This window comes from Streptomyces pluripotens, from assembly GCF_000802245.2.
GTDB lineage: Bacteria > Actinomycetota > Actinomycetes > Streptomycetales > Streptomycetaceae > Streptomyces > Streptomyces pluripotens.
Genome location: NZ_CP021080.1, coordinates 6,350,801 through 6,377,456 on the forward strand (window position 1 = coordinate 6,350,801; position 26,656 = coordinate 6,377,456).

Annotated in this window: 22 protein-coding genes, 1 tRNA gene and 2 pseudogenes; 12 read left to right on the top strand and 13 right to left on the bottom strand. The window is 69.3% G+C overall.

Annotated features, from left to right (window positions below; genetic code table 11):
• The first annotated feature begins 118 nt into the window (after positions 1 to 118).
• Entirely contained in the window at positions 119 to 1,972 is a 1,854-nt protein-coding gene (gene dnaK / locus LK06_RS28160) for a molecular chaperone DnaK (RefSeq protein WP_039648134.1), read from the top strand.
• Between the two features lie 117 nt (positions 1,973 to 2,089).
• Here the strand turns inward: dnaK and narJ are convergent, their stop codons facing one another.
• The 3 genes from narJ to LK06_RS28175 all read right to left on the bottom strand — a co-directional run bounded on the left by narJ (position 2,090) and on the right by LK06_RS28175 (position 4,979).
• Positions 2,090 to 2,584: a nitrate reductase molybdenum cofactor assembly chaperone gene (gene narJ, locus LK06_RS28165; RefSeq protein ID WP_039648132.1), complete on the bottom strand. Its 495-nt coding sequence runs from the start codon at positions 2,582 to 2,584 to the stop codon at positions 2,090 to 2,092.
• 489 nt (positions 2,585 to 3,073) lie between these two features.
• Entirely contained in the window at positions 3,074 to 3,937 is an 864-nt protein-coding gene (locus LK06_RS28170; protein ID WP_086083531.1) for a helix-turn-helix domain-containing protein, read from the bottom strand.
• Positions 3,938 to 4,151: 214 nt separating this feature from the next.
• On the bottom strand, positions 4,152 to 4,979 hold the full coding sequence (locus LK06_RS28175) for a helix-turn-helix domain-containing protein (RefSeq protein ID WP_039648127.1): 828 nt from the start codon (positions 4,977 to 4,979) through the stop codon (positions 4,152 to 4,154).
• Between the two features lie 148 nt (positions 4,980 to 5,127).
• Between LK06_RS28175 and LK06_RS28180 the strand changes: the two genes are divergently transcribed.
• Together LK06_RS28180 and LK06_RS28185 are read left to right on the top strand one after the other, a co-directional pair.
• Entirely contained in the window at positions 5,128 to 5,433 is a 306-nt protein-coding gene (locus tag LK06_RS28180; RefSeq protein ID WP_039648126.1) for a 4a-hydroxytetrahydrobiopterin dehydratase, read from the top strand.
• Between the two features lie 5 nt (positions 5,434 to 5,438).
• A complete protein-coding gene (locus LK06_RS28185; RefSeq protein WP_039648124.1) occupies positions 5,439 to 6,188 on the top strand; it encodes a class I SAM-dependent methyltransferase in 750 nt (249 codons plus the stop codon).
• Between the two features lie 216 nt (positions 6,189 to 6,404).
• Here LK06_RS28185 and LK06_RS34625 read toward each other — a convergent pair.
• A pseudogene (locus LK06_RS34625) lies at positions 6,405 to 6,641 on the bottom strand (hypothetical protein); the annotation flags it as partial.
• 95 nt (positions 6,642 to 6,736) lie between these two features.
• On the opposite strand from LK06_RS34625, the gene LK06_RS28195 reads away from it, so the two are divergent.
• The 3 genes from LK06_RS28195 to LK06_RS28205 all read left to right on the top strand — a co-directional run bounded on the left by LK06_RS28195 (position 6,737) and on the right by LK06_RS28205 (position 9,397).
• Positions 6,737 to 7,663, top strand: coding sequence for a class I SAM-dependent methyltransferase (locus LK06_RS28195; protein ID WP_039648532.1), 927 nt, complete (start codon positions 6,737 to 6,739; stop codon positions 7,661 to 7,663).
• A 115-nt stretch (positions 7,664 to 7,778) separates the two neighbouring features.
• Positions 7,779 to 8,483, top strand: a complete 705-nt coding sequence (locus LK06_RS28200) for an SDR family oxidoreductase (protein WP_043435360.1) — start codon at positions 7,779 to 7,781, stop codon at positions 8,481 to 8,483.
• Positions 8,484 to 8,785: 302 nt separating this feature from the next.
• Complete coding sequence (locus LK06_RS28205; RefSeq protein WP_043435362.1) at positions 8,786 to 9,397, top strand: hypothetical protein; 612 nt, start codon at positions 8,786 to 8,788, stop codon at positions 9,395 to 9,397.
• Between the two features lie 496 nt (positions 9,398 to 9,893).
• On the opposite strand, the gene LK06_RS28210 is transcribed toward LK06_RS28205, so the two are convergent.
• The 3 genes from LK06_RS28210 to LK06_RS28220 form a co-directional block, all read right to left on the bottom strand.
• Positions 9,894 to 10,730 carry an aldo/keto reductase gene (locus LK06_RS28210; RefSeq protein WP_039648115.1) on the bottom strand — a complete coding sequence of 279 codons (837 nt, stop codon included), beginning with the start codon at positions 10,728 to 10,730 and terminating at the stop codon, positions 9,894 to 9,896.
• 319 nt (positions 10,731 to 11,049) lie between these two features.
• On the bottom strand, positions 11,050 to 12,876 hold the full coding sequence (locus LK06_RS28215) for an AMP-dependent synthetase/ligase (protein WP_039648114.1): 1,827 nt from the start codon (positions 12,874 to 12,876) through the stop codon (positions 11,050 to 11,052).
• 614 nt (positions 12,877 to 13,490) lie between these two features.
• Positions 13,491 to 14,360, bottom strand: coding sequence for a LysR substrate-binding domain-containing protein (locus LK06_RS28220; protein ID WP_039648113.1), 870 nt, complete (start codon positions 14,358 to 14,360; stop codon positions 13,491 to 13,493).
• Between the two features lie 222 nt (positions 14,361 to 14,582).
• Here LK06_RS28220 and LK06_RS28225 point away from each other — a divergent pair, with 222 nt between their 5' ends.
• Complete coding sequence (locus LK06_RS28225) at positions 14,583 to 15,626, top strand: bile acid:sodium symporter family protein (RefSeq protein WP_039648111.1); 1,044 nt, start codon at positions 14,583 to 14,585, stop codon at positions 15,624 to 15,626.
• A gap of 92 nt (positions 15,627 to 15,718) precedes the next feature.
• On the opposite strand, the pseudogene LK06_RS34630 reads toward LK06_RS28225, so the two are convergent.
• Positions 15,719 to 16,019, bottom strand: a pseudogene (locus LK06_RS34630) (alcohol dehydrogenase catalytic domain-containing protein); the annotation flags it as partial.
• A 45-nt stretch (positions 16,020 to 16,064) separates the two neighbouring features.
• Positions 16,065 to 16,913 carry a formate dehydrogenase accessory sulfurtransferase FdhD gene (gene fdhD, locus LK06_RS28235; RefSeq protein WP_039648108.1) on the bottom strand — a complete coding sequence of 283 codons (849 nt, stop codon included), beginning with the start codon at positions 16,911 to 16,913 and terminating at the stop codon, positions 16,065 to 16,067.
• 436 nt (positions 16,914 to 17,349) lie between these two features.
• On the opposite strand from fdhD, the gene LK06_RS28240 reads away from it, so the two are divergent.
• From LK06_RS28240 to LK06_RS28250, 3 genes are all read left to right on the top strand, one after another.
• Complete coding sequence (locus LK06_RS28240; RefSeq protein ID WP_039648106.1) at positions 17,350 to 18,297, top strand: beta-ketoacyl-ACP synthase III; 948 nt, start codon at positions 17,350 to 17,352, stop codon at positions 18,295 to 18,297.
• Between the two features lie 145 nt (positions 18,298 to 18,442).
• On the top strand, positions 18,443 to 19,120 hold the full coding sequence (locus LK06_RS28245) for a GntR family transcriptional regulator (protein ID WP_039648104.1): 678 nt from the start codon (positions 18,443 to 18,445) through the stop codon (positions 19,118 to 19,120).
• 216 nt (positions 19,121 to 19,336) lie between these two features.
• Positions 19,337 to 19,424, top strand: a tRNA-Leu gene (locus LK06_RS28250).
• A gap of 175 nt (positions 19,425 to 19,599) precedes the next feature.
• Here the strand turns inward: LK06_RS28250 and LK06_RS28255 are convergent.
• Positions 19,600 to 19,785 (bottom strand): hypothetical protein, encoded by a 186-nt coding sequence (locus LK06_RS28255; RefSeq protein WP_039657595.1) that lies wholly within the window; start codon positions 19,783 to 19,785, stop codon positions 19,600 to 19,602.
• A gap of 290 nt (positions 19,786 to 20,075) precedes the next feature.
• Here LK06_RS28255 and LK06_RS28260 point away from each other — a divergent pair, with 290 nt between their 5' ends.
• The gene (locus LK06_RS28260; RefSeq protein ID WP_039657593.1) at positions 20,076 to 20,519 is read left to right on the top strand and encodes a hypothetical protein; all 444 of its coding nucleotides are present in this window, start codon (positions 20,076 to 20,078) and stop codon (positions 20,517 to 20,519) included.
• A 143-nt stretch (positions 20,520 to 20,662) separates the two neighbouring features.
• Here the strand turns inward: LK06_RS28260 and LK06_RS28265 are convergent, their stop codons facing one another.
• Positions 20,663 to 20,899, bottom strand: a complete 237-nt coding sequence (locus LK06_RS28265) for a hypothetical protein (RefSeq protein ID WP_039657591.1) — start codon at positions 20,897 to 20,899, stop codon at positions 20,663 to 20,665.
• A gap of 124 nt (positions 20,900 to 21,023) precedes the next feature.
• On the opposite strand from LK06_RS28265, the gene LK06_RS28270 reads away from it, so the two are divergent.
• Positions 21,024 to 21,860: a DUF429 domain-containing protein gene (locus LK06_RS28270; protein ID WP_043435365.1), complete on the top strand. Its 837-nt coding sequence runs from the start codon at positions 21,024 to 21,026 to the stop codon at positions 21,858 to 21,860.
• 70 nt (positions 21,861 to 21,930) lie between these two features.
• Here LK06_RS28270 and LK06_RS28275 read toward each other — a convergent pair whose 3' ends face one another.
• Both LK06_RS28275 and LK06_RS28280 read right to left on the bottom strand, forming a co-directional pair.
• Positions 21,931 to 24,606 (bottom strand): phospholipase D-like domain-containing protein, encoded by a 2,676-nt coding sequence (locus LK06_RS28275; RefSeq protein ID WP_043435366.1) that lies wholly within the window; start codon positions 24,604 to 24,606, stop codon positions 21,931 to 21,933.
• A complete protein-coding gene (locus LK06_RS28280; RefSeq protein WP_234367529.1) occupies positions 24,603 to 26,138 on the bottom strand; it encodes a hypothetical protein in 1,536 nt (511 codons plus the stop codon). The genes LK06_RS28275 and LK06_RS28280 overlap by 4 nt, the downstream gene beginning before the upstream one ends.
• Between the last annotated feature and the right edge of the window lie 518 nt (positions 26,139 to 26,656).

Genomic DNA, 26,656 nt, shown 5'->3' on the forward strand with positions numbered 1-26,656 from the left:
GATGCCGCGTCCCGCTGCGGGGCGCGGCATCGCCGTTTCCGGGGCCCGCGCATTGACAGCGCCGCAGCCACGTCCTGTGCTGGAAGTGCGGCAGGTACCCGGGCGGAAGGGGACGGACATGACACGCGCAGTCGGCATCGACCTCGGGACGACGAACTCGGTGGTGGCCGTCCTGGAGGGCGGCGAACCCACCGTCGTCGCCAACGCGGAAGGTGCGCGGACCACACCGTCGGTGGTGGCATTCGCGAAGAACGGTGACGTGCTGGTCGGTGAGGTCGCGAAACGGCAGGCCGTGACCAACGTGGACCGCACCGCCCGTTCCGTGAAGCGCCACATGGGAGATCCGGGCTGGCGCTTTCCCGAGCACGGCTCCGTGGACGGCACCCGCTTTCGCGCGCAGGAGTTGTCGGCCCGGGTGCTGCAGAAACTCAAGCGGGACGCGGAGTCCTACCTCGGCGAGGACGTCACAGATGCGGTGATCACCGTGCCCGCCTACTTCGACGACACCCAGCGGCAGGCGACCAAGGAGGCCGGAGACATCGCCGGTCTCAGGGTGCTGCGGATCATCAACGAACCGACCGCCGCCGCACTCGCCTACGGCCTGGACCGCGGCGAGGAGCAGACCGTGCTCGTCTTCGACCTCGGTGGCGGTACCTTCGACGTGTCCCTGCTGGAAATCGGCGATGGTGTCATCGAGGTGAAAGCCACCAACGGCGACACCCGTCTAGGTGGCGACGACTGGGACCAGCGGATCGTCGAGCATCTGGTGAAGCGCTTCAAAGGGCAGTACGGCATCGACCTCGCGGCCGACAAGATGGCCGTGCAACGGCTCAGGGAAGCCGCAGAGAGGGCCAAGATCGAGCTGTCGTCCTCCTCGGAGACGTCGATCAACCTGCCCTACATCACCGCCTCCGCCGAAGGCCCGCTGCACCTGGAGGAGAAATTGACGCGGGCTCAGTTCCAGGAACTCACCGCCGATTTGCTGGACCGCTGCAAGGAACCCTTCCACCAGGCCGTCCGGGACGCGGGAGTGGACCTGTCCGCGATCGACCACGTCATCTTGGTCGGCGGTTCCACCCGGATGCCCGCGGTCACTGACCTGGTCAAGGAACTCACCGGCAAGGACCCGCACAAGGGCGTCAACCCCGACGAGGTGGTTGCCGTCGGTGCCGCCCTCCAGGCAGGCGTCATCCGCGGCGACGTCAAGGACGTACTGCTGCTCGACGTCACCCCGCTGTCCCTGGGCATCGAGACCAAGGGCGGCATCATGACCAAGCTGATCGAACGCAACACCACGATCCCCACGCGCCGTTCGGAGATCTTCACCACCGCCGCCGATAACCAGCCCTCCGTCGGCATCCAGGTCTACCAGGGCGAACGTGAGATCGCCGCCTACAACAAGAAGCTCGGCGTCTTCGATCTCACCGGGCTGCCGCCAGCACCGCGCGGTGTCCCGCAGATCGAGGTCGCCTTCGATATCGATGCCAACGGGATCATGCACGTCTCCGCCAAGGACCTGGCGACCGGCCGCGAACAGAAGATGACCGTCACTGGCGGCTCCGCCCTGCCCAAGGAGGACATTGACCGCATGATGCGGGAGGCCGAGAAGTACGCGGAGGAGGACCGCGAACGCCGCGAAGCGGCCGAGACACGCAACCAGGCCGAACAACTTGCCTATCAGACCGAGAAGTTCCTCCGCGACAATCACGACCGGGTCCCCGCCGCGACTCGCGGCGAAGTCGAGGAGGCGATCGCCGAGCTGAAGGGCTTGCTCGACCAGAACGCGGACACCGCAGTACTGCGCACTGGTGTCGAGAAGCTCGCTGCCGTCAGCCAGCGGATGGGTCAGGCCATGTACGCCGAGGCCGGCGGTGGCACGGCCGGGGAACAGAGCGCCGCTCCCGACGAAGAAGGAGTGGTGGACGCGGAGATCGTTGACGAAGACCGGGACACGAAGGGAGGCGCGGCCTGACCCTCCCGCCGCCCGGCAGCTCCGCATCCAGCCTCAACCGGTACCGCACCGGGACGGGGGGCGGTGAACGTGTCCGCCCGGGACGGCGGGGCCCGCTGGGCGCCCCCCGGAGGGTGGTTATGGGCGCGGACGGCTGCATACAGTCGGCAGTATGGCGGATACCGCATCCAGGACGCAGGCATACGGGGTGCCGTAGCCCGTCAACCGCGCACGCAGTCCCTCCAGAGCGCCGCGGTACTCCGTCAGCAGTCTGGTGTCGCCGGTCCGCGAGGTGAGCTCCAGGACCGCGGGCAGGAAGTCAGGCAGTTCGTCCCTGCTGCACTCCAGACCGTGCTCCCGGTAGACATCCTCGATGTGGACCAGCAACAGGTGGCGCCGTCGCAGGTCGCCTTCGTACCACCGGCTCAGATACAGGCTGTGTCGGTTCCCGGCACGGAAGACCTCCACATAGTGTGCGGCCAGATCCTGAGATGAGGTGATGGCCGCGTAATCCGTGAACGTACGTAGCTGTGGGGCGGCTTCGCGCAGCAACGGCAGCCGGGCGATGAGGTCGTCGTCGGGATAGGTCAGGCACAGTGCAGCTGCCTGGTACAACACCGCGTCCGAGGGCATCGGGCCTCCTTCGCGTCGTCGGACGTCCGCCGCCCGCGCGGCGGGCGGAGGTTCTGCATGGACCGCGGCGGCAGGAACCCGTCGCCGGAGTCCCGGCCGAACGGCCCGTCGCACGCCCACACCGGGTGGGCCGGCCGGAGGCGCCGCTTCGCCGGCCAGCTCCGTAGCAGCCTTCTCCAGCAGGTGGACCCGTGGTGGCGGCGGCCGGTGGCTGGCAGGGCCGCGCCGGGTCCCGTCGGCGTCCGTCCGCCTGTCACGCACGCTCCCTCGGTTCACCCCGTTCTTCGAACCTAGGGGCGGGTACCGGGGTGCACCTGTTCACAGACCCGTACGGGTCATCCGCGAAGGCCGGAAGGCCGGAAGTTCCCCAGGCGTCGACCGGACGGGACCGCCCCGAGGCCATCGTCCGACGGTCCCGGGGCATCAGCAGGACACGCCGTGTTCGCGAGGCATCACGCTTGACGCCCGGTGTCATGCGCCCGTTCGGTATCAGGCGTTCGCCAGGTGTTCCCGCAGGATCTTCTTCGTGCGCTGCGCGGAAGCCGCCCGGGCCGTCATGTGGTCCAGCACCTCCAGGTGCGCGGCAACCTCCCGGCGCGAGTCCAGATACAGCGCGCCGGTCAGATACTCGGTGAACACCATGTCGGGTAGCTCTGGCTCGGCGAACCGGAACAGTGTGAACGGCGCGTACGTCCCCGGATGAGGGCCCGCAGAGAACTCGGCGATCTGCAGTGTGACCCGGTCCCGTTCGGCGTACTCCAGCAGCCGGTCCAACTGGTTCCGCATGACCTCGGCACGTGCGCTCACCGGACGGCTGACCACCGTCTCATCCATGATCACCCATAGATGGGGCGGGTCGTCGCACTCCAGCAGCCGCTGCCGTTCCATACGCAGCGACACATGCCGTTCGATCGTCTCCGGCTCGGTCTGCCCGATCGTTCCGGACTCCAACACTGCCCGTGCGTACTCCTCGGTCTGCAGCAGACCGGGCACGAAGTGCGGCTCGTAGGAGCGGATGACCCGGGCGGCGCCCTCCAGACTCACGTAAAGGCTGAACCAGTCCGGCAGTACGTCGTGGAACCGTTGCCACCAGCCCGGCTGGTTCGCCTCCTCGGCCAGCCGCACGAACGCGGCCGCCTCCTCGTCGGCCACCCCGTAGGTGGACAGGAGCACCTGCACGTACGGGATCTTCAGTGCGACCTCGGCCATCTCCATACGCCGTACGGTCGCCGACGCCACCCGAAGCACCTGGGCGGCCTCATCGCGGCCGAGGCCCGCCGCTTCGCGTAGCTCCTGCAACCGCTTGCCGAGCACCACCTGGCCCACAGTGGGCGCAGCCCGCCGCTCACTCACGCCACGCCCTCCCCTACGCGCCGAAGTACCGGTGCAGTCTGTCACGTGACGCCGTCTCGCACACCGGGTCCGGCTCGGACACCGGGCCCAGGCACCCGGCCCCTTGGTGGGCCCCCATGATCGGGCTGTGCGGGCCCCCGGTCGGTAGGCCACCCGGCGGCCAGCCGACCCGGGAGCCTTCCGGCAGCAGCGGTCCGTCGGGCGGAGCCGGCCATCAGCCAGCCAGAGCATGCAGGTATGCGGCGGTCGCAGGATCCGCCGGTAGGAATGTCTCGATCGCGAGTTCGGCGACCGTGACGTCCATCGGCGTGTTGAAAGTGGATATCGACGACACGAACGACAGGAGCCGGCCACCGTGCTCGATCCGCATCGGCAGCGCAAAATACGGTACGGGCTCGGCTGGTTCCTCACCCCCGCCCTCCCCGGGTACCGGGTAGGCCGACACCTCCTCGTACAGGGCCCGCAGCCGGCCGGAGCGGTACAGGGCGATCTCCCGCTCCATCTGGGCCAGCAGATGTCCGCGCCACTCCCTGAGATTGCGGATACGCGGTGCCAGCCCCAGCGGATGCAGGGTCAATCGCATCGCGTTCGGCGCCGGTGTCATCAGCTCCGCTGACACCCCCTCCAGCAGCATCGCGATGCCCCGGTTCGCGGCCACGACGGTGTAACCGGCGTCGACCACCAGCGCGGGGTAGGGCTCATAGCCCTGGATGAGGCGCTGCATGCCGTCGCGCAGGGCGTCCAGCGCCGGGTCGTCCAGCGGGGTCTCCGCAAAGCGTGGGGCGTAACCGGCCGCCATGAGGAGGGTGTTGCGCTCGCGCACCGGCACATCCAGATGCTCGGCGAGCCGCAGCAGCAACTTCTCGCTCGGCCGGGACCGGCCGGTTTCGACGAAGCTGATGTGCCGGGCCGATGACTCGGCGCGCAGCGCCAGCTCCAACTGCGAGATCCGGCGCCGCTCCCGCCAGGCGCGCAGGAGCGGACCGGCGCCCTTGTCGGTGACGGTGGCGGACGAGGTGGGCCCGGGCGCGGCAATGGTCATGGCGACGACCCTAATCGCCCCGCCCGTGATCGTGGAGTGAGCGGCGCAGCCCCGTGGCAACCCGCCGCCGCGCCGGGGGAGTGGGCACGTCCCGGACGTGGCAGGCTGAACGCGTGCCCGCGCGCCACCTACGAAGGGAGACACGGCCATGGCCGTCGAACCGCTGTCGCAAAAGGAGATCGAGGACCGGTTGGCCGAGCTTCCCGGCTGGTCGGTGGAGGGCGACCGGCTCGCCCGCTCCTACCGGCTCGGCTCGCACTTCGCGGCGGCGGCACTGGTCGTACACATCGCCGCGGTCCAGGACGAGCTTGACCACCATTCCGACCTCACCCTCGGCTACAACACCGTGTCCCTCAGCATGAACACCCACAGCGCGGGTGGGGCCGTCACCGACAAGGACTTCGACCTCGCCCGCAGGGTGGAGGACATCGCCCCGGGCCACGGCGCACACTGAGCGGCGTGCTGGACTACAACAAGGAAGCCGACGGCTACGACGTCTCCCGCGGCGGGGAGGCCCGCGCCGAAGCGGCCACGCGGACCCTTCTCGATCTGATACCCGACACTGTGGGCCGGCTCCTGGACGTCGCCTGCGGCACCGGGATCGTCACCCGGCGGCTCGCTGCCGCCCGCCCCGGCCTGAGGGTAACCGGCGCGGATCTCACCCCGGCAATGGTCCGTAGGGCGACGGCCCGGCTGCCCGGCGCGATCGTCCGGGCCGACAGCCGCCGCCTGCCCTTTCGCGGCGGGGCCTTCGGCGCCGTCACCACCGTCTGGCTGCTGCACCTGCTGGACGACGCCGACGACGTCCGTGCCATCGTCGCCGAGTGCGCCCGTGTGCTGCGGCCCGGCGGGGTCTACATCACCACCGTTGACAAGGCAGCCGCACACGACGTCGGCAGTGACATCGACGTCGTCCTCGCCCCCCGTCCTCGCCGCCCTGCCGCGGACGCCGCCGGCACCGTCACCGGCCACGCCACCCGGTGCGGGCTCCAGCCTGTCGGCCGGTCCGTGTTCCGCGGTGCCGGACAAGGTCGCAGCCCCCGGGAGACCATCGCCGACCTGCACCGTGGCTGGTTCACCATGCTGCCGCCGGGGGATCCGCGCACCGAGGAGTTCGCCGCGCGCCTCGCCCGCCTCCCGGACCAGAACCGTCCGCGGCCGGATCCGACCTTCAGCGTGCGCGCCTACCGGAAGCCGGCCGCCGGCTGACGCTCCAGCCCGGTGCCCCCCGGCTGTTGGCCGGCGCGGCACTCGGCCCCGGCCTTCTCAGCTGTCTCAGCTACTCCGATCATTCCGGCTGTTGCAGCCACCCCGGCCGGGGCGGCCGGGGTGGCTGCTCCGGACCGCGGGTGACCCGTTCGAACAGGAGGCCACGAGCGAGGGCGCACCGGTCGACCCCAGCGGTCGACGACCCGGCCGGGTCCATCACGACTCCGGCGACCTGCGGAGTGTCTGCCGGGGCAAGCCCCCACCCAGAGAAAGACCCTGGCGGATCGCGTATTCCACCACCGAGTAGTCTCCGTCTGGCCGCTCCAACTCGTACGGCACGGCCGGATGCAGCGGCGGCTGCGCCATGAAACGGGGCCGTGTGCCGTGGTGCGACTGGGCCGCGTGCACCAGGAACGGGCGGCAGAGGTAGACGTCACCGGGGCGTCCCGTGGCCCGAACCGTCACCCTTTGCCGTATCAGCAACAGGAATGGCCCCGGTTCGGTGCGTCGTCGCATCCTGGCCGTACTCGGACGAGAGGCTGCCCCACATGGCGCACGACGCACACCACGACACCGAACACCGCCACGAGCAGGCCAACGGCCGCCCCCACGGGCCTGGGCACGGGCACGACACGGACATGGATTGGAACGAGCTGGGCCCCCTGCTGGAGACCCAGGCGGAACTGTTCACCCCGGTGTACGAGCGGGCCATGGCATGGCTTGCGAAGGAGGTGACCGAGCCGGGGCTGATCGTCGACGCGGGCAGTGGCCCCGGAGTCGTCTCGTGTTTGTTCGCCGAGGCGTTCCCCGCAGCCCGGATCGTCGCCGTCGACAGCTCCGGGCCGCTGCTGGAACGCGCCCGAGCCCGGGCCGCCCGGCATGGCGTCGCCGACCGGTTCGGCACCCTTCTCGGTGAACTTCCAGGCATCCTTGGGGAGTTGGACTATCCGGCCGATTTGCTCTGGGCAAGTCAGAGCCTGCACCACCTCGGCGACCAGCGGGCCGCCCTCGCTGCGTTCGCCGAGCGGCTGGCCCCCGGCGGTACCCTCGCTCTCCTCGAAGGCGGCTTGCCCTTGCGCTTCCTGCCGCGGGACATCGGCATCGGCCGCCCCGGGCTGCAGGCCCGCCTCGGCGCCCTGCAGGAGGACTGGTTCACCCGGATGCGGGCCGAACTGCCCGGTTCCGTCGCAGCGGTCGAGGACTGGCCGGTGCTGCTGACCGCCGCCGGCCTCACACACACCCGGACCCGTAGCTTCCTCCTCGACCTACCTGCCCCGGCCACCGACCGGGCCCGTGCCTACGTCGCTGCCGCTCTGTCCCGCCTGCGTGAGGCGTGCGGCGACGAACTCGACCCCGATGACCGGACCACGCTCGACCGCCTGCTGGACCCTTCCGACCGGGCGAGCGTGCACCACAGGTCGGACACATTCGTTCTGGGTGCGTACACGGTGCACACGGCGGTGCGGCCGGGCTAGTTGGACGGCCCTGTGGGGTTGGGGACGCGGTTGGCGGGTGGTTTGCCTTTGAGTGCTCTCCAAGTGATGGACTTGTCCGCGTTTACGCAACGCACACGAATCGCAGGGGGACCTCATGAACGACGACTCTCCGGTCGCGCTCGTCACTGGTGGTGGTAGTGGGATAGGTGCCGCCGTGGCACGTCAGCTCCTGGCTGCAGGGCATCGGGTCACCGTCACCGGACGCTCGCAACAGCGGCTGCGCGACTTCGCTGACGGGCTCGGCAACCCGGAGGAACTGCAGACGGTCGTCGGTGACGCGTCCGCCTTCGACGAAATACAGAATGCTGTCGACCGTACACTCACGGCATACGGTCGACTGGATATCGTTGTCGCCAACGCCGGTATCGCCACCCACGATTCCGTCGCTGATGGCGACCCGGCCGGCTGGACCGAGATGGTGCTCACCAATGTCCTCGGACCTGCCCTGCTCATCAGGGCTTCCGTGCAGGCCCTGAAGGAGACTCGCGGCCGGATCGTCCTCATCGGCAGCGTCGCCGGTTTCGTGAATTCGCCCGGCAACATCTACGGGGCGACCAAGTGGGCGGTCACTGGGCTCGCCGAGAACACCCGGCGCCAGGTGACGGACTTCGGTATCGGGGTGACACTCGTTGCCCCCGGCCGGGTGGAGACCCCCTTCTGGGACGGCCGGGGCAGCCTGCCCCCCGGGCACCTCCTCACCGCGGACCAGGTCGCCGACTCGATCGTCTGGGCCATCCGTCAGCCTGCCGGGGTCGACGTCAACACCGTGGTCGTACGTCCGCTGGGACAGCCCAACTGACCTGGCGTCCGGCCGGGAACACTGGATCGGCGGGACGGCCCGTGAGCGGGCCGGCCCCGCGCATTGCGGCGAGGGTCGGCGCCTGAAGGCGGACTGAAGGTCTCTATTAGGAATATTTCCTTACCTGGTGGGACAAGGTGGAGCAGCCGTCGTGTCCCGGCACCTCGCCGCTCTGAGTTCTCGAAGTCTGTGCGGATTGCGATGATTTGCAACCATGGTGAGACTGGAGGAGGCGACTGTTCCCGACAGGCCCGCCTCTGAGACGGGCACGGAGGCGGTCACCGCTCCGGGAGGCGAGACGCATGTTCGTACGTGCGGTGTACGCGACCGGCGATCCGGCGCAGCTCGGCACGGCTGTCCGGGCTTTGAACACCCAAGGACACGATCTCCTCGAAGAACGGCCCGGCTATCGGGGCGCGGGCGTCTTCGTCGACCACGACCTCGGCAAGCTGCTCACGGTGAGCTGGTGGGAGTCGGAGGAGGCGCGGCACAACAGCGACGAAGTGATGCGTGAACGCAGGCCGACGCTGCTGGAGCCCTTCGCGGGGACGATGTCGGTGGAGAACTACGAGGTCGCGGTCTTCCAGCCCGGGCGCCGGCCCCTCACGGGTGGCGGACTGCGGGTGTCCCGGCTGCAATTCGAGCCGGCCGGTGCGGAGCAGGTCGCCAAGACCTTCCAGACAGGCGCACTGCCCCGGCTGGAGATCCTGCCCGGATTCGCGGGTACGGCCCTGTTCCTGGACCGTGGGCGCGGCCGTGGTATGGCCGGCACCCTCTTCGCCGACCACCGGTCACTCGTCGCGTCCCGCGCCGGGCAGGCGGTGGTGCGGCACGAGAGCGCGGTCAAGGCGCATGTGACGGTGGTCTGTCTGGAGGAGTTCGAGATCCTGCACGCGGAGGTACGCGGCGGCTGAGAGGGAGTGCCGAGCAGCCCGACACGCGCGCGGGCTGTCCGCGCGTGTCGCTCCTGCCCATCGTGCCGTACACGGCCCTCGCCGCGCACGCTCCATCCTCGCGCCGCCGACCGCCCGCATTTCGCGCGGCGCAGAAGCGTTCACCGCCGCCCCTGCGCCCCCGCCGCTCACGGCAGCGCGCGGCTGCTCCCCACCCCTACGGCGCACGGACATCTTTGCTGCCGGTACGGCGCACGGGTGGGGGAGCCGCATGAGCCGGTGGCATGTTCCCGTCCCCCTCGTCGAGCGGCGTACCGGCCTCCAGCCGACCCGCCAGCACGTCGTCCGAGGGCCCGCGCGGGTCCGTGGGTGCGCGGGCCGCCCAGCCGTCGTGCGGAGGGAGTGGAGGGGAGTGGAGTGGAGGGGAGGGGAGGGGAGGGGAGGGGAGGGGAGGGGAGGGGAGGCCTTCGTCGGTGTGTCGCTCGATCGAGGGGGCCGGTTCGCTCGTGGGTGGCCGTCAGCCCATGTCGAAGGTCGCCGGATCGGGTCCCAGGCGCCGGTCCTCGTTGAGCGCACTGACGGCCGCGAGGTCCTCGTCGTCCAGGCTGAAGTCGAAGACCTCGATGTTCTCCTTGATCCGGGATGGCGTCACGGACTTCGGGATCACGATGTTGCCGAGCTGGACGTGCCAGCGCAGCACGATCTGGGCCGGGGTGCGGTTGTGCTTCTGCGCGATCGCGATGAGGGCCGGCACCTCCAGCAGACCCCTTCCCTGGCCGAGCGGAGACCAGGCCTCGGTGGCGATGCCCTGCTCCGCGTGGAACGCGCGGGCTGCGTGCTGCTGCAGGTACGGGTGCAGCTCGATCTGGTTGACCGTCGGGATGACGGAAGTCTCGGAAGCCAGCCTCCGCAGGTGCTCGGGGAGGAAGTTGGACACGCCGAGGGCGCGGACACGGCCGTCGGCGTGCAGCTTCTCAAGCGCCTTGTAGGTGTCGATGTAGTTGCCCCGGGATGGCACCGGCCAGTGGATCAGGTAAAGGTCGAGGTAGTCGAGACCCAGCTTCTCCAACGACGTGTCGAAGGCGCGCAGCGTGGAGTCGTACCCTTGGTCGCTGTTCCAGAGCTTGGTGGTGACGAAGATGTCCTCGCGGGGCAGACCGGAGACGGCGATGGCCTTGCCGGTGCCTTCTTCGTTGCCGTAGATCGCGGCTGTGTCGATGCTGCGGTACCCGGACTCCAGCGCCGTGGTGACGACTCGCTCGGCCTCGGCGTCCGGCACCTGCCAGACACCGAAACCCAGCTGGGGCATCTCGACGCCGTTGTTGAGGATGATCGGGGGGACCTTGCTGCTCACGAGCTTTTTGATCCTTAGGGTCGACAGGGTGGTACTCCGTGTTACTCCCTATGCTCAACGATCATGCGCCGCGTTGCATTCCTGACCGCGGAAATCCGCTCCGGCTGACCGGCGAGTCAGCCCCGGGGCGCGCACGGCAGGGTATAGGGACCGAGGAGGGCGGCCGTGAAGCACCAGGCGTCTTCCCCGGAATCTCGCGCCAGATCCGGGGCCGCGATGGTGTGGCTGCCGCCGGGCTTGGTCCGTCCGGCCGACGGAGTTGCGCCCGTTTCCGCCTGCGTGAAAGGTCGGTACGGGACTGGGCCACGTGCGATACGGGTCACGTGCGGTACAGGGCCTCGACCTCGTTCGTGTACGCCAGTTCGATCGCCTTCCGCTTCAGCTTCAACGACGGTGTCAGCAGGCCGTTCTCCTCGGTGAACGGCCGGGCGAGGATCCGGAAGGTGCGGATCGACTCGGCCTGTGAGACGAGGGTGTTGGCGGCGACGACCGCCCGCCGCACTTCCGCTTCCAGGCCCGGATCGCGTACCAGCTGGGCGGGAGTCATCCCGGGCTTTCCACGCAGTTGCTGCCAGTGCTCGACCGCCTCCTGGTCGAGGGTGACCAGGGCGGCGATGTAGGGGCGGTCGTTGCCGACGACGATGCACTGGTTGACCAGCGGGTGCTCGCGGACCCGTTCCTCCAGCACGCCCGGGGAGACGCTCTTGCCGCCCGAGGTCACCAGGATCTCTTTCTTCCTGCCGGTGATGGTCAGGTAACCGTCTTCGTCCAGGGAACCCAGGTCGCCGGTGGCCAGCCAGCCGTCGTGCAGCGTCTCGTCGGTGGCCTTCTGGTTGTTGAGGTAGCCCTGGAAGACATTGCCGCCGTGCAGCCAGACCTCCCCGTCGCCGGCGATGTGCACCGTGACGCCCGGGATTGCCTGACCGACCGTCCCGTACCGGGTGCGTTCGGGCGGGTTGGCGGTCGCCGCGGCCGTCGACTCGGTGAGGCCGTACCCCTCGTAGACCTGCACTCCGGCGCCCGCGAAGAACAGCCCGAGCCGGCGGTCCATCGCCGAACCGCCGGACATCGCATTCTGTATACGGCCGCCCATCGCTGCCCGCACTTTTGCGTACACCAGTTTGTCGTACAGCTGGTGCTGCATGCGCAGGCCCGCCGACGGGCCGGGCCCGATGCCCCAGGCCTTCGCCTCTGTGGCCTCCGCGTACTTCACCGCGACGTCGACTGCCTTCTCGAACGGGCCGGACTTTCCCTCCTTCTCCGCTTTTCGACGAGCGGCGCCCAACACCTTCTCGAAGATGTAGGGCACCGCGAGGATGAACGTCGGCCGAAAGGTCGCCAGATCGGGCAGCAGTGCAGTTGCGTGCAGCTCGGGCTGGTGTCCGAAGCGGACTCGGCCGCGGATCGCGGCGACCTCCACCATGCGTCCGAAGACGTGCGCCAGTGGCAGGAACAGCAGTGTGGAGGCCTCGTCGCCCTTCCCGGAACGGAACACCGGCTCCCACCGCTGGAGCACGGTGTCCGCCTCGAACATGAAGTTGCCGTGCGACAGCACACAGCCCTTGGGGCGGCCGGTGGTTCCCGAGGTGTAGATGATCGTGGCGGCCGAGTCCGGGGTGACCGCCTCCCGATACCGGTGCGCCACCTCGTCGTCCAGATGGGCCCCGGCGTCGTAGAGCTCCTGCACACAGCCCGCGTCCAGCTGCCACAGCCGCCGCAGACGCGGTAGTCGGTCGATGACGGTGGCGATGGTCATGGCGTGGTCCTCGTGCTCCACGATCGCCGCCGACACCTCGGCGTCGTAGCACATCCAGAAACACTGCTCGGCCGAGGAGGTGGGGTACACGGGCACGACCTGGGCGCCGATGGTCCACAACGCGAAGTCGAACAGGGTCCACTCGTAGCGGGTGCGGGACATGATGGCGACGCGGTCCCCGAAGCGGACGCCGTGGGCGAGAAGTCCCTTGGCGAGCGAGAGGACCTCGTCGCGGAACTCCGCGGCGGTCACGTCCCGCCATTGTCCGGAACTGTCCTTGCGGCCGAGGGCGATGTGCAGCGGGTCCGTCAGCGCATGCTCGAAGACCACGTCGGCCAGACCGCCCACCGGCGGCACCGACGCCAACGGCGGGTTGGTGAACTCCTGCAAACCTCGCTCCCGCTCCTCGCTGCTTGGTCACGCCCGTCATGCTCGGCACGGCGCCGTGAAAGCTACCCCACCCGGTCGACGTGCGGGAGGGGCCGGAAATCGAGCAAACCTCACGTTTTCACTGGCCAGCGGCCGGGAAATGCCCGCATATAGGGAAGATGCGGACGCAATGTTGGCGGGTCAGTAGGCTTCGGGGCCGTTATCTCCACCGAATCTGTACGGGCCGATTACGGCCCCGAGTCGCCCCTGCACGCCCCCACCGCCCGGCGGCCCCGGAGCGCGTGGTGTCGCCTGGAACCGCGGTCGCCGCCCTGGCTACCCCACGGAGGGCCCCGAGGGATCGTGATCACCAGGCGTTCCGCCGGCGGTGCGGGTGTGCCGGAGGTTACGGGGGCGCGTAGACCGGGACCGGGCCGGCGGTCGAGTGGCGCCGGGCCCGTGTGGGGCGGCCGGGCCGTCCCTGGCGGGTGTTTCCAGGTGGTGCGGGCGGGGCCCGGCGGCAGGTGGTGACCTGGGCCGACGGGTGACCTGGGTGTGCGGTGGCCTGGACGTGCGGTCCTGGCGCCCCGCGCACCCGTGGGTCGGCGGCTGCCCACAGTGACCGGTCGGTCCGCTCAGCCGCTTTGCCGCCGCAGCTGCTCCCCGCCGGCCAGGATCGCTGACGCCAGCGCGTTCGCGGCGCCCTCCGCGGGGGCCCGGCGCCGGCCGTGGACGAGGACGAAGTCGACCTTGCCCAGTTCGGGCAGGCCGGTTCGGTCCGGCAATCGGACCAGTCCGGGCGGAATCAGTCGCTGGGAATGGGCCATCACTCCGAGCCCGGCGCGTGCGGCCGCGGTCAACCCGTTGAGGCTGCCGCTCGTGCACACGATGCGCCAGTCCCGACCCTGCCGCTCCAGCGCCTCCAGCGCGCGGGCCCGGGTGATGCCGGGTGGCGGATACACGATCAGCGGGACGGGCCGGTCGGCGTCCAGGCGCAGCCGCTCGGCGCCGATCCACACCAGGTCGTCGCGCCAGACCAGTGCGCCGCGGGGATCCTCCGGGCGTCGCTTGGCCAGCACCAGGTCGAGCTTCCCCGCGGCCAAGTGTTCGTGCAGGGTGCCCGACAGCTCCACCGTCAGCTCCAGGTCGACCTCGGGGTGATCGTGGCGGAAGCCCTCAAGGATCTCCGGCAGCCGGGTGAGGACGAAGTCCTCGGAGGCCCCGAACCGCAGCCGGCCGCGCACGCGCGTGCCGGTGAAGAACGCTGTCGCTTGCTCGTGCACCTCCAGGATCCGGCGGGCGAAGCCCTGCATCGCCTCGCCGTCCTCGGTCAACTCCACCGAGTGGGTGTCCCGGGAGAACAGCTGCCGGCCGACAGCGTCCTCCAGACGGCGTACGTGCTGGCTGACCGTGGACTGCTGCAGCTCCAGACGGCGGGCAGCCTGAGTGAAGCTGAGCAGCTGAGCCACGGCCAAGAAGGTGCGCAGCTGAGTCGGGTCGTACACGACTCCGGAGCCTACACGCGTCATCATGAAACATGATGACAGTCAGAGCGGTAAATGGGATTCCCGATCAGCGGGGGAAGGGGACCATGAAGGCAGTTCCGCAAGACCGGGATCAGCAACACCTGCCCGCACCCGCACGGAACCACACGGAGTCAACGAGGCCGTGCGGACCCGCGCGGACCTGAAAGTGCCCACACGGAGACATACAGCAATCGGAGCACCGTGAAACGCCTGCGCTGGCCGAGTTGGATACCGATCGACCCGTACATCGTGCTGCTGCTCGGGACGGTGGGCATCGCCACGCTCCTCCCTGCCCGGGGCCCGGCCGCCGACGTGGCTTCGGGTGCCTCCACGGCCGCCATCGCCTTCCTCTTCTTCCTCTACGGCGCCCGGCTGTCCACCCGGGAGGCAGTGAACGGACTCCGCCACTGGCGGCTTCACGTCACCGTGCTCACCTGTACGTTCGTCATCTTCCCGATACTCGGGCTGGCCGCGCGCGGGCTGGTGCCGGCACTGCTGACCCAGCCTCTGTACCAGGGCCTGCTGTTCCTGACGCTGGTGCCGTCCACGATCCAGTCGTCCATCGCCTTCACCTCGATCGCCCGCGGAAACGTGCCCGCAGCGATCTGTGCGGGCTCCTTCTCCTCCCTCGCAGGCATCGTCGTGACCCCGCTGCTCGCGGCGGCCCTGCTCGGCAGCAGCGGCGGCGGCTTCTCCGCCGGATCGCTGGTGAAGATCGTGCTCCAGCTGCTGGTGCCGTTCCTGGCCGGGCAACTGCTGCGGCACTGGCTCGGCGGGTTCGTCGCCCGGCACAAGAGGGTCCTCGGACTGGTCGACCGCGGCTCGATCCTCCTGGTCGTCTACACCGCCTTCAGCGAGGGCGTGACCCAGGGCATCTGGCACCAGGTCGGCCTTGAACGGCTGGCCGCGCTCCTCGTCGTCGAGGCCGTCCTGCTCGCCGTGATGCTCATGCTGACCTGGTACGGGAGCAAGGCGCTCGGCTTCGGCAGAGAGGACCGGATCGCCATCCAATTCGCCGGTTCGAAGAAGTCCCTCGCCTCCGGACTTCCCATGGCGAGTGTCTTGTTCGGCGCCCATGCCTCCCTGGCCGTGCTGCCGCTGATGCTCTTCCACCAGATGCAGCTGATGGTGTGTGCGGTCATCGCCAAGCGCAGGGCCCACGATCCTGAGGAGGCGCCGGACGGACTGCGTGAGTCAGCAGCCGCCCCGCTCCGGGGACGGGCGTCGGACCGCGCCCTTCGGTGATCGTCCCGCCTACGGGCCCACCTGTTCCCGGCCGGGCTCACCGTCGGTCGTACGGGAGACTCGCGGCGAGCGGCCGGAACGGATCCAGGCCTGTCCACGGCGGTCGCGCCGTCCGGCAGGGGCGAAGCCATGGTCTCGAGCAGCAGGGCGAAGTCCGCGTACCCGTGCCCGAAGCAGAGCCCGGTCACCCGGTCGCCTGCGCGGAAACGGTTCGGAAACGGTTCACTCCCTCACCGGCCGAGACGACCTCGCCGTCGATCTCGACGCCCCGCTGGACCGGTTCGGCACCTCGTTGACCTTGCGGACCACCGGCAGGGGGAGTCCGACAGCTTCGCGGCGCACCAGCACCTCGCCTCGACCGGGTGTCGGGACGGGAGTCTCTTCCAGGAACAGCGGGCCGCAGGTCCCGTGCGGGAGCGGCCGGTCCCAGGAACCCCGTCAGCCCCGGGCAGCCGCCTCCCGCAGGGAGAGACGGTCCTCGCCGGCGTACACGTTCATCGAGCCGCCCCGCAGGAAGCCCACCAGCGTCAGCCCGGACTCCGCAGCCAGGTCCACCGCCAGCGATGATGGCGCAGACACCGCCGCCAGTACCGGGATGCCCGCCATCACTGCCTTCTGCGCCAGCTCGAACGAGGCCCGGCCGGAGACCAAGAGGATCGTCCGGGACAGCGGCAGGCTGCCGTTGCGCAGCGCTCGGCCGATCAGCTTGTCGACCGCGTTGTGCCGCCCCACGTCCTCCCTTGAGTCCAGCAGCTGCCCGCCCTCGGTGAACAGGGCCGCCGCGTGCAGGCCACCGGTGCGGTCGAACACCCGCTGGGCCGCTCGGAGCTGCTCAGGAAGGTCGGCCAACAACTCGGGAGTGACCCGGACCGGCGGGCTGTCGGCGATCGGCCAGCGTGCGGTCGTGCGCACAGCGTCCAGGCTGGCCTTGCCGCACAGTCCGCACGAGGAGGAGGTGTAGACGTTCCGCTCCAGACCGAAGGTCGGCAGGGTGACGTGTGGTGCGGTCTTCACGTCGACCACGTTGTAGGTGTTGGAACCGTCCGCGGTCGCTCCCGCACAGTAGACAATATTCTGCAGATCGGATGCCGTAGCCAGTACGCCCTCGCTCACCAGGAATCCCGCTGCCAGCGCGAAGTCATCGCCCGGTGTGCGCATGGTGATCGCGAGGGGTTTGCCGTTCAGCCGGATCTCCAGGGGCTCTTCGGCGACGAGGGTGTCCGGGCGGGTGGAGACGGCTCCGTCGCGGATGCGAAGGATCTTGCGTCGTTCCGTGACTCGTCCCATGTTCTCTTCAGTCCCGGTTCTGTACGTGCTGTCGGCCGGAAAGGCCCTTGATGCAAAGGCTGCCCTGGGCCGCCTCAGCATCAGGTCGCCCTGGGCCGCCAGGCCGTCGTGCGGTGAGGTGTGACCTCGACGATCTCATTGTCCTGCACACAGGCAGCGCGCGGGCCGACCCGTTCTGTGTGACGTGGGGCGGGATCCGGCGACGACCTGCGCGAACGGAGACTGCGGAACTTGGCCACTTGGCCACTCGGACGCCCGTGGACCCGGGTGTCCAGAGGCCCGGCGCGCCGCCGGTCGACGACCGGATCTCCGGCGGTCTGACGGGAGCCGACAATCTCTGCCCGCGTTTCCTGTGACTTCAGGTGCCGCCGTACCCGTGAGTCACTGATCAGACTGGTGGATCCCGCTACCAACGGCAACGAGGGGGACATCCGACATGCACGGCACGCGCATCGCCGCCATCGGTCACTACCAGCCCGCCAAGGTGCTCACCAACAGCGATCTCGCGGTCCTGGTCGAGACCAGCGACGAATGGATCCGCAGCCGGGTGGGCATCCGGACCCGGCATATCGCCGGCCCCGACGAGCCGGTCGACGAGTTGGCCGCGCACGCTGCGGCCAAGGCCCTCGCCGCCGCCGGTCTCACCCCCGACGACATCGACCTGGTCCTCGTGGCCACATCCACCGCCATCGACCGCTCCCCGAACACAGCGGCCCGGGTCGCGGCCCGGCTCGGTGTCCCGCAGCCGGCGGCGATGGACGTCAACGTGGTGTGCGCCGGGTTCACCCACGCGCTGGCCACTGCGGATCACACCGTTCGTGCCGGTGCGGCCACCCGCGCACTGGTCATCGGCGCCGACAAGATGTCCGACGTCACCGACTGGACCGACCGAACGACCTGTGTCCTCGTCGGTGACGGGGCTGGCGCCGCCGTGGTCGAGGCGTGCCCGCCGGAGCACGGGGCCGGGATCGGCCCGGTGCTGTGGGGATCGGTGCCGGAGATGAAACACGCCGTGCGAATCGAGGGCACGCCGCCGCGGTTCGCGCAGGAGGGGCAGAGCGTCTACCGGTGGGCCACCACCCAATTGCCCGCCATCGCGCGCCGTGCTTGCGCGAAGGCCGGCGTCGCCCCCGAGGACCTGGCCGGGGTTGTCCTGCACCAGGCCAACCTGCGCATCATCGAACCACTGGCCGAGAAACTGGGTGCCGTCAACGCGGTGGTTGCCCGCGATGTCACCGAATCCGGCAACACCTCGGCCGCCAGCATTCCCCTCGCCTTCTCCAAGCTCGTCGAACGGGGAGCGCTTTCCAGCGGTGATCCGGTGCTGCTGTTCGGCTTCGGAGGCAACCTCTCGTACGCCGGGCAGGTCGTACGCTGCCCGTGAGGGTCTGGAGGCGGTTCGCCCGTCCGGGTGGCCGCACCGCGCTCTGCCTCTGGACCTCGTGCACAGCAGTGCCTGGACGAGGGCGGTCGACCACGAGCGTCCAGCGTCCGCACGCCACACCTACCTGCCCACGAGGGGGAGCGTGATGTTGTCCACCGAACTGCCGCAGGGGGCGGTACCGAAGCTCGAACGCCCCGGGCCGTTGCGTGAACGGGTGTACGAGGCGCTGCTGGAGCTCATCACCACCCGCGTCCTGGCGCCCGGACAGCACCTGGTGGAGAGCGAACTCGCCGGACACCTCGGAGTGTCCCGGCAGCCGGTCCGTGAGGCACTGCAGCGGCTCAACTCCGAAGGGTGGGTCGACCTGCGGCCCGCCCAGGGCGCCTTCGTGCACGAGCCCACGGAGGCGGAGGCCGACCAACTACTCACCGTCCGTGCCCTGCTGGAAGCGGAGGCGGCCCGGTTGGCGGCCCGCAACGCCGACCAGGCAGGCGTCGACGCCCTCTTCAGGGTCGTGGAGCAAGGGAGGCTCGCCGTCGCCGCCGATGACGTGGCCCGCGCCATGGCGTTGAACGCGGCTTTCCACACCAAGGTCATGGAATTGGCCCGCAACGCGGTACTGGCGGAACTCGCGGCCCACGTTGACCGGCGGGTCCGTTGGTACTACACCCCTGTGGCCCGTATGCGCGGCGGCACTTCCTGGAGCGAGCACGCGGACCTGGTGTTTGCGATCAGGGACCACGACGAGCAACTGGCCAGCCGTCTAATGAGGGAACACACCGAGCGAACCCGCCACTCCTCTTCCTACCGGAGCGCTTCCTGACCCGCCGCGGCCACGTCTCGTCCTCCCCGGGGCCGGCGAGTCACACCTAGCCGCTACCTGCAGTAGGCAGGATCCTGCCGACCGTATGCAGTCGCCCGGTGGTTCCGGGTGCCCCCTCCCGTCCGTGCGGACGGATACGCAGGTGAAACGCACTCCGAAACCTTGGTATTGTTGTCTCGTCGCCGCGGGGAAGACCCGGTGGACGGCAGACACCTAGTCCGGGTGGCGGAATGGCAGACGCGCTAGCTTGAGGTGCTAGTGCCCTTTATCGGGCGTGGGGGTTCAAGTCCCCCCTCGGACACCAGCTACAACGATTGACGACACGGCGATGAGGACCTCGATCTTACGGTCGAGGTCCTCATCGCTATTCGTGGCTGATGGTGATGCCCAGGGCTTCGTAGGGCGGGCCTTTCTTCTCGGCGGTGGCCGTCTGAATGCGGTGTGCAATAGCTCCAAGACCCTCAGTGGCCTTATCGGATCTATCGCGCGTCGAGCTTCTTCTGTGCCGCGTCTTTGCCCCGCTGGGTGGCGACGATGGGCTCGGCTCCGGCTTGGGGGGCTGCCTGGGAGCGGGCGAGCCGCCGCTCGCAGTCCTTGATCACCTGGCGTGCTTGAGTCTGCTCGGGGGTCTGGCGGGCTGCGTCTTCCGCCCACAGAGGCTGCACCGGACACGACCGTGCAGAGCGCAGGGGCGCCCGCTCCGCTTCCCGGCATGCTCCTACCGCTCCTGGTTACGGGCGCGCTGTGTGCGCACTGCGCGGTCGGTCGAACATATGAGGGTGCTTCGCCGCCCGTGCACAGGGGGCTCGCTCGGCGCACGTTGCCGGGAACCGGTGCGGGCTCGGAGCTTCGGGTGAGTTCGGCTCAACTCGCGTGCAGCAGTGCAGTACGGATCGCGAGATCGCGCGCTGCCATCTCCTCCTCGGAGGCTCGGGCGCTTGTCGAGGGTGACACGGTGGGCTTTGAGTTGCGGGAACGGTGGGGCGCACAGCCGTTATGGGCGAGATGGGTTCTCGCGGTGTACTCGATTAGTTTCACTGAGGGCACGGGTTCTCATATCGCAGATCTGGTCCGTGGCGGCATCCACGCCTATGCGTCGTTTCCGCAGGTCTCTCTGCAGGTCTTCTTCGTCAGCCTGGTGATCCTCGATCCGTTGGCTGCCGTGCTGGTGGGGCTTGTGCGGCGGGAAGGGATCTGGCTGGCAAGTGCCGTGATGGTGTGGGACGTCAGCGCGAACTGGTGGGGTAACCGGCACTGGCTGTGGGACGACCCTGCGCAGTTGCTCTGGCTGTTGCCGATCACTGTCTTCGGCTTGTTTGTCGTCGCGCTTGCGGTCCCCTTGCACTGTGCGGTTGCCGGGCCGGCGAGCAGGTCGCCGACGGCCCGGCCGTCAGCCTGACGGCTCAGGATGCTCAACCGCTGCTGCCGGCCTCAGGGCCGCAAGGACGGTGGCGGCCTGCCTCACCTTCGGGTCCTGGGACTGGCGGCCCATGAGGCGTTTGACCGTGGCGATCCCCCGTGAGGCATCCCGCTCCAGTCGGTTCAGCGCGCGGCGGACACCTGTTCCGTCAGGCTCGCCAGCGGCGCGGTAGCGTGATGCGGCACCGTGGAGTGTTGGCGTGCCGACCAGTGCAGGGACTCCGCGAGCGCATCGTCGACGTCGAGCAGGCCGGTGAGCAGGCGGCGGAGCGACGCCATGTCCTTGCGCTCGTCGGGCGTCCATGGGTGCCTGGAGCGCCGCACCAGTTGCCGCCAGTACGAGGCGGAGGGCAGAACCATTGTCCGGCAGGCCATGGCCTGCCGGGCGGACGCCAGCCGCCTCCGGCAGTCCGCCACGCCATGGGGGCGCTGGCTGATGAGTATCGCGCCCTGCCGGTGGCCGGTTCTCTGGTATTACGAATGCATGGGAATCGATCGGTTCATAGGCATCGACCTTGCCTGGGCGCAGAGCGGAGCTCGCACCAAGCCGAATGAATCAGGTGTGGCCGCCATCGACGGGCACGGCGTCGTGATCGAATGCGGGTGGACCCGTGGCCTCGACGAGACGATGTCATGGCTGGCCAAGACAGCCGTCGACGGATCGACCCTGGCATTCGTCGACGCGCCGCTGGTCGTCGACAACCCGGTCGGCCAGCGGCCGTGCGAAAGGGAGGTCGGCCAGCGGTACGGCCGTTGGAAGGTGAGTGCGAACAGCACCAACCAGAGCTCTCCCCGGCAGGCCGGAGTGCTGCTGCGGGAACGGTTGCAGGAGTCGGGCTGGGCCTACGACGACGGCAGGGGCGGGCCGCCGACCGGCGGTCTGGTCTTCTCCGAGTGCTATCCGTACACGACCCTGGTCGGAGCCGCCGAGCTGGGCTACGACCAGGAACGCCCCACGTACAAGCGCCGACCGGCACGAGTTCCGACGGCACGGTGGCGAGCGGTGCGGGCGGCGGAGTGCGCCAGGATGATCGGGCGCATGGAGGGCCTGACCACCGCCGACCCGCCCCTCCTGCTCTCCTCCCACCCCGGCTCCCGTCAACTGGTCTCCGAGCCCTCACCTCAGAAGGCGGCTGACTACAAGCATCTGGAGGACCTCATCGACGCGCTGCTCTGTGCGTGGACGGCCGCCCTGTGGTCCCGGCACGGACTGGCGCGTTGCCAAGTACTCGGAGCGGACAGCTCCCTGCCCCCAGGGCAGGCTCCTACCATCATCGCGCCTGCCCGCCCTGAGCAGCGGCGCGACCGTGGAGCGAGGTGAACGGAGGGAACTCAGCCGCTCGACGGGCCGTCGCCGGTGGCATCACGGCGTAGATCGCTTTCCTTCCCCGTCACGGGTCGAGTGTGAACAATCGACTGACCAACTCCGGGTAGGGGAGGCCTGTTTTGGAGAGAATCTTCCTGAGAGCTTCCGGTGGGCCCTTCGGCAGCGGGGTCGGAGAACCGACGCGGCCGGGTACCGCGGAAAGGTCGCCGCCGCTGAACCGTGATTCCGGTGTGGCAGGGAGTCGTACCTGATAGGTGCGCCAGACGCGTGCCGGGGGATTCAGCAGGACCAGGTAGGGGTCCGCCCACGCCATGAAGGCCCAGCGGTTCTTGCTGCGGGCCCGTACGAGCACGCCGTCGCTGTGGTGCCGCCCCAGTCGTTCGGCGGCCTTGGCCACCACCGGAAGCGGATTGCCGAAGGAGCCCGTTATCTCCCAGAGGCCGTCCTCGCACGTGACCGACCAGCCGGCCGCGGTGAGCCCCTCGACCACCTCCACGTAGGGGTCGTTTTCCTGCGCCAGAGCGATGAGTCTGTCCACCTCGCTCCAGGACGCGACGCGGGCGAGCGCCCGCTCCGGCGGGATCATCAGGTCCTCCGCCTCGGCGGGCTCGGCGCGCGCGATCATCGCCTTGCTGCCGTGCCAGGCACGGGCCGCCAGGACGTCGTGCTCGCCGCCGCCGGAGAACGTGGCGTCCTGGACGAGCAGTGTCATCACCACGGCCGCCACCGTGTCCAGCCGTCGCCGGGTCTCGGGCGGAGCATCGTGTTCTGCCTCACCCTCCAGGTCTTCGGAACGGAGTGCTTCGAGGAGGCGGCTGAGCCCGTCGCGCCAGCTCTGGTCCTGCTCGTCCCAGACTCCCGCGGCCAGGAGCTGGACGTACAGGTTGGCCACGAGCAGCCGGACCGGAACCGGTGCTGCGGCTGAACTGGCAGGGCCCGCGAGACTGGCAGGGCCCGTGAGCGCCCCGACCCAGCGCTGGGCCCAGGCGCGGCAACGGGCACGCTGCTCCGGCGCGACGTAGGGGGCGAGCGGCTCGCTCGTGGTGGGGAGGTCCACCTCCTCCGTCTCGTCCTCGTGTTCTTCGTCGTCCTCCTCCCGCACGCCAACGGTGACCGCCGACACGATCCACCGCGACGAGGGTGCCTGCGGCAGGTCGAGCTGCGAGGTGCCGAACGCCAGATCCGTCAACGGTGCCCCGATCATCCGGCGGCAGTCGGCCAGGTAGGCGTCCCAGCGGTCGACGCCGCTCGATGTCACCGAGCCCGCTGTCGCCTCTCCCACCGGGCTCACCCGCGGAGCGGCCGTTCCGGCGGTGAGCTCGCGAAGGCGCAGCAGATCGGTTTCGAAACGGCGTGCGGCACGCTCGTCGGCGAACAGGGTCTGCGCCGTGTAGTCGTATCTCAGCCGGGGACCGCTGTCGGCGCTGTGGCGTCGTGCGCAGTGCACGGGGCTGTAGACGAAGACGACGGCGGATGCGGCGGTGGTGCCGTCAGGACGGGCGCATGTGGCGCGAACCGCCGCACCAGGAACCTCGGGCAGCGGGAAGGAACAGGCCGACGCCCCGGCCGGAATGGTTCCGGTCTGCGTCCAGGAACCCGGTGAACCGTCCGGAGACGTGCTGATCACCACGGGCAGGGGCTGGGGGTGCGCCAGCGAGACGTGCAGGCCTTCGCTGTCCGTCTTCGCACCCAGCAGGACGAGCGTGTGACCGGTGGACTCGAAGGGCCGGATGGTGCGGCCCGTCAGGCTCGCGAGTGAGGTGGGGCGCCCCTGTTCGGGAAGCAGCGGCGCGGTGTCGGCGGCGAGTACGGCGAGCTCGCAGTTGCCGCCGTCCCGGGTGCTGGTGCACAGCGCGGCGCGGGTGAGGTTCGGGCTCCCGGTGAGAGCGTAACGGCGTCCGCCGGCCTGCCATTCGACGAACTTGCCGTGCCGCATCCGAGTCTCCTCGAGAAAACGGATCTGCGCGTCGAAGCCGCCGAGTGCCCTCTTGATCGCTCCGGCGTCGTAGCTGGACCAGCGAGGCTGGAGCCCGAGGATGGTGCGGCGGGGTGTCAGACGGCCGACCAGCCCGCTGAGGGCATGACCGGCCTCGTCGACGAACGGGGCGTACGCGTGGAGTTCGTCGACAGGACCGAGCGGCAGTTGGTCCAGCAGACTCTCCTGGAGGTTGTGCAGAAGCCGGGCACCGGGTTCCGGTCCGGCCGGGGCGTTGACATGCCGTTCGGTCAGAAGAGCGGCCAGTTCCGTCAGATGACTCGCCGACCAGGGAGCCAGTTCCACGGCTGAGGGCAGTGCGTCCAACCAGTCGGCGAGGTCGGCCAGGAGTGCGTGGGAGTCGTCGTCCTCGGTCTCCACCACCGTCCATAGTTCGTCGTTGGCACCCCAGCCGGACAGCGTCGGGTTCCCCGACCCCACTGCGAGTCGGCAGGCGTGTTCCCCGATCAGAAGGACGACCTTGGGATGGAACGCACGCCGGCAGGAGGCGAGGCCGTGCAGATAACTGCGGCCGGCCATGCGCACATCGACCGGGTCGTACAGCCCTTGGGTCGCGTCACCGATCACCGCGGTGCGAGCACCCAGGCCACGGGCGACGGGTATGGCGACCTTCTCCAGAAAGGGAAGATCAACTGTGAAACCCAGGAAGAGCGCTTCGTGCAGCGCCTGCTGATCGCGGCGTTCGCTCCACTCCCTCAGCAGCGTGACGGGGGATGCGAAACGGGTGTGCTGTGCCGCGCTCATGGGTTTGTCTCCAGGATTCGCTGTCCCTGCGCGGTGACGGTGTGGCAGTTGTCGCGGACGGCGAAAAGCCCCAGCTGCGCTGCCAAGGAGCCCAGTTGGGGGATGCGGGTGCCGATGTCGGAGTCTCCTTCGTCACCGGTCTTGAAATAGCGCTCGTTGCGCAGGTGCAGACGGGAGAAGATCTTCAGCCCGCCGGTCGCAGGGTCGGTGCGCAGCTTCGCCAGGGCGACTCTGCGGGACTGGGCGAGCATGTCGTCCACCAGCCGGGCGGCCAGGTCGCGGAACGGACGGTCGGCGTAGTCATCGATGAGGCCGTCGACCCACGTCGGGTCGAGGAACTCGGCCCAGCGCCGCTGACGGCCCAGGAAGACGGCTCGAACGTCGCCGGGCAGATGACCCTCTCGGGAACGCAGCGCACCCACCATCAGGAGCAGCACATGGGTCATGGCATCGGCACCCCGCGCCAGGAGCTGCCGTTCGACCGGCAGCAACTGACCTGCCGCGTTCTTGAGTGGAGGCAGGTCGTCCAGGACCCGCCCTACAACCGCGTCCGGGGCCTGTTGCGCCAGCCAGTCGCGCAGTTCCTCGGCCGACCGGTCGGCCTCGCCGTCCTTGGAGCCGACATCGGCCACCAGCGCAGCCCACAGCCGACGCCAGGCGCCGACGGAATAGTGGCGCAGCAGCACCCCTCGCCAACCGGCCGTTTCGGGAATCGCCGCCAGAACGGGATCCGTTGTCGCCTCCGCACCGAAGGCCACCGCGGAACGCATCGTCTCCTGATACCCGTCGCCCTCATGACCGTGGAGATCGATCGCCCGGCCGAGGATACGGAGGGTCGCACGCCGAGTGCGATCGGACGCCTCCCAGTCTCCCTGCGCGTGGGTTCCTCCACCGCGAGTTGCGGTCAGCACGTCCGTCAGCCATTCCTGCTCGGCCGCACACGGGATACCAAGAGCCGCCTGCCCCGCTGTCTCCAGGTCGGCGAAGGACACGACGTCCCGGGCCGCGAGAGACAGCAGAGGGGCGAAGAGTTCCTTAACCACGGGAGGGCACGCGTGCCGGCCGGGCCTGAGTATCCCATCCCGGACGTCCACGGTGCCGAGCACCGTGGCGGGTCCGCCGTACTGGTCCCAAAAGCCCCAGCGGCGGGGCGAGTACGACTGGCTCAGCTGCTCCTCGTCGGCGGCTCGCGCCAGTTCCAGTTCCGCTGCGCAAAAACGTCGCACCCGGTCGGTCCCGTGGGCAAGCCACGCCGGATCCGTGTCCGCGTGGTGCTGGAGCGCTGCCAGCAGGACCTCGCTGCGGCGGACCACCCGGCGGCACGCGGCGATGTCCCAACCGTTCTGTTCTGCGTGCGCCGCGATCGCCGCGTACAGCGAGTGATAGCGGATGTAGCGGGTCACGGTGGACACTCCGGGAACCAACCGGTCCACCGCCCGCATCACCGGGCCCTCCACCGCGAGGGGATACCGCCCGGACCGCACACCCAGCCCTTCCCGCGCCCACGCTGGCCCGTGGACCTGAGCTGTCACTCCGTCATCTCCCCCTCCTACCGACCCGATGGAGCGGCGTATCGGCAGCCGTTCGACGATCCGCTCCCAGAGTAGGTGCCGAGTTCCGGTGGGAGGGCGGCATTGCCGGACCCGTGGCTGAGTCGTGGCCGAGCTGGAGCCAGTGGCGAGTGACCTGTGAGTCAGTGCCGAGCCACTCCCCACGAGCTGCGCCATGAGGTGGAGTCGATCGTCCCGTACGGGTTCTGCTTCACGAGGGTGTGGCCGTGTGGCCGTGTCTGCTGAGCGTCTCTCGGCATCCTTCGCAGCTGTCGGGGGCCAGTCCTGTCCTGAACGGCCCGGAAGCCGCGTTCGGCTTCACCCAACCGTGGGTCACGGTGACCGTCTTGCCGCAGGTCGGACACGTTGGCGTCTGTTCAGCTGTTCAGCCGTGATCGCCCGTCCCTTCGTGTTCGCCGGCCGTGATTCACAGTAGATCGCACCGACAACAAAGTCCTCCCGGAGTGGAACAGTTGCTGCTGTTCGCCGCCGAAATCGCT

Excerpts from the sequence above, each read along its gene's own strand:
- dnaK (WP_039648134.1), top strand. The coding sequence starts at position 119 with ATGACACGCGCAGTCGGCATCGACCTCGGGACGACGAACTCGGTGGTG.
- narJ (WP_039648132.1), bottom strand. The coding sequence starts at position 2,584 with ATGCCCTCGGACGCGGTGTTGTACCAGGCAGCTGCACTGTGCCTGACC.
- LK06_RS28175 (WP_039648127.1), bottom strand. The coding sequence starts at position 4,979 with ATGACCATTGCCGCGCCCGGGCCCACCTCGTCCGCCACCGTCACCGAC.
- LK06_RS28180 (WP_039648126.1), top strand. The coding sequence starts at position 5,128 with ATGGCCGTCGAACCGCTGTCGCAAAAGGAGATCGAGGACCGGTTGGCC.
- LK06_RS28195 (WP_039648532.1), top strand. The coding sequence starts at position 6,737 with ATGGCGCACGACGCACACCACGACACCGAACACCGCCACGAGCAGGCC.
- LK06_RS28200 (WP_043435360.1), top strand. The coding sequence starts at position 7,779 with ATGAACGACGACTCTCCGGTCGCGCTCGTCACTGGTGGTGGTAGTGGG.
- LK06_RS28205 (WP_043435362.1), top strand. The coding sequence starts at position 8,786 with ATGTTCGTACGTGCGGTGTACGCGACCGGCGATCCGGCGCAGCTCGGC.
- fdhD (WP_039648108.1), bottom strand. The coding sequence starts at position 16,913 with ATGGGACGAGTCACGGAACGACGCAAGATCCTTCGCATCCGCGACGGA.
- LK06_RS28240 (WP_039648106.1), top strand. The coding sequence starts at position 17,350 with ATGCACGGCACGCGCATCGCCGCCATCGGTCACTACCAGCCCGCCAAG.
- LK06_RS28245 (WP_039648104.1), top strand. The coding sequence starts at position 18,443 with ATGTTGTCCACCGAACTGCCGCAGGGGGCGGTACCGAAGCTCGAACGC.
- LK06_RS28265 (WP_039657591.1), bottom strand. The coding sequence starts at position 20,899 with ATGGTTCTGCCCTCCGCCTCGTACTGGCGGCAACTGGTGCGGCGCTCC.
- LK06_RS28270 (WP_043435365.1), top strand. The coding sequence starts at position 21,024 with ATGGGAATCGATCGGTTCATAGGCATCGACCTTGCCTGGGCGCAGAGC.
- LK06_RS28275 (WP_043435366.1), bottom strand. The coding sequence starts at position 24,606 with ATGAGCGCGGCACAGCACACCCGTTTCGCATCCCCCGTCACGCTGCTG.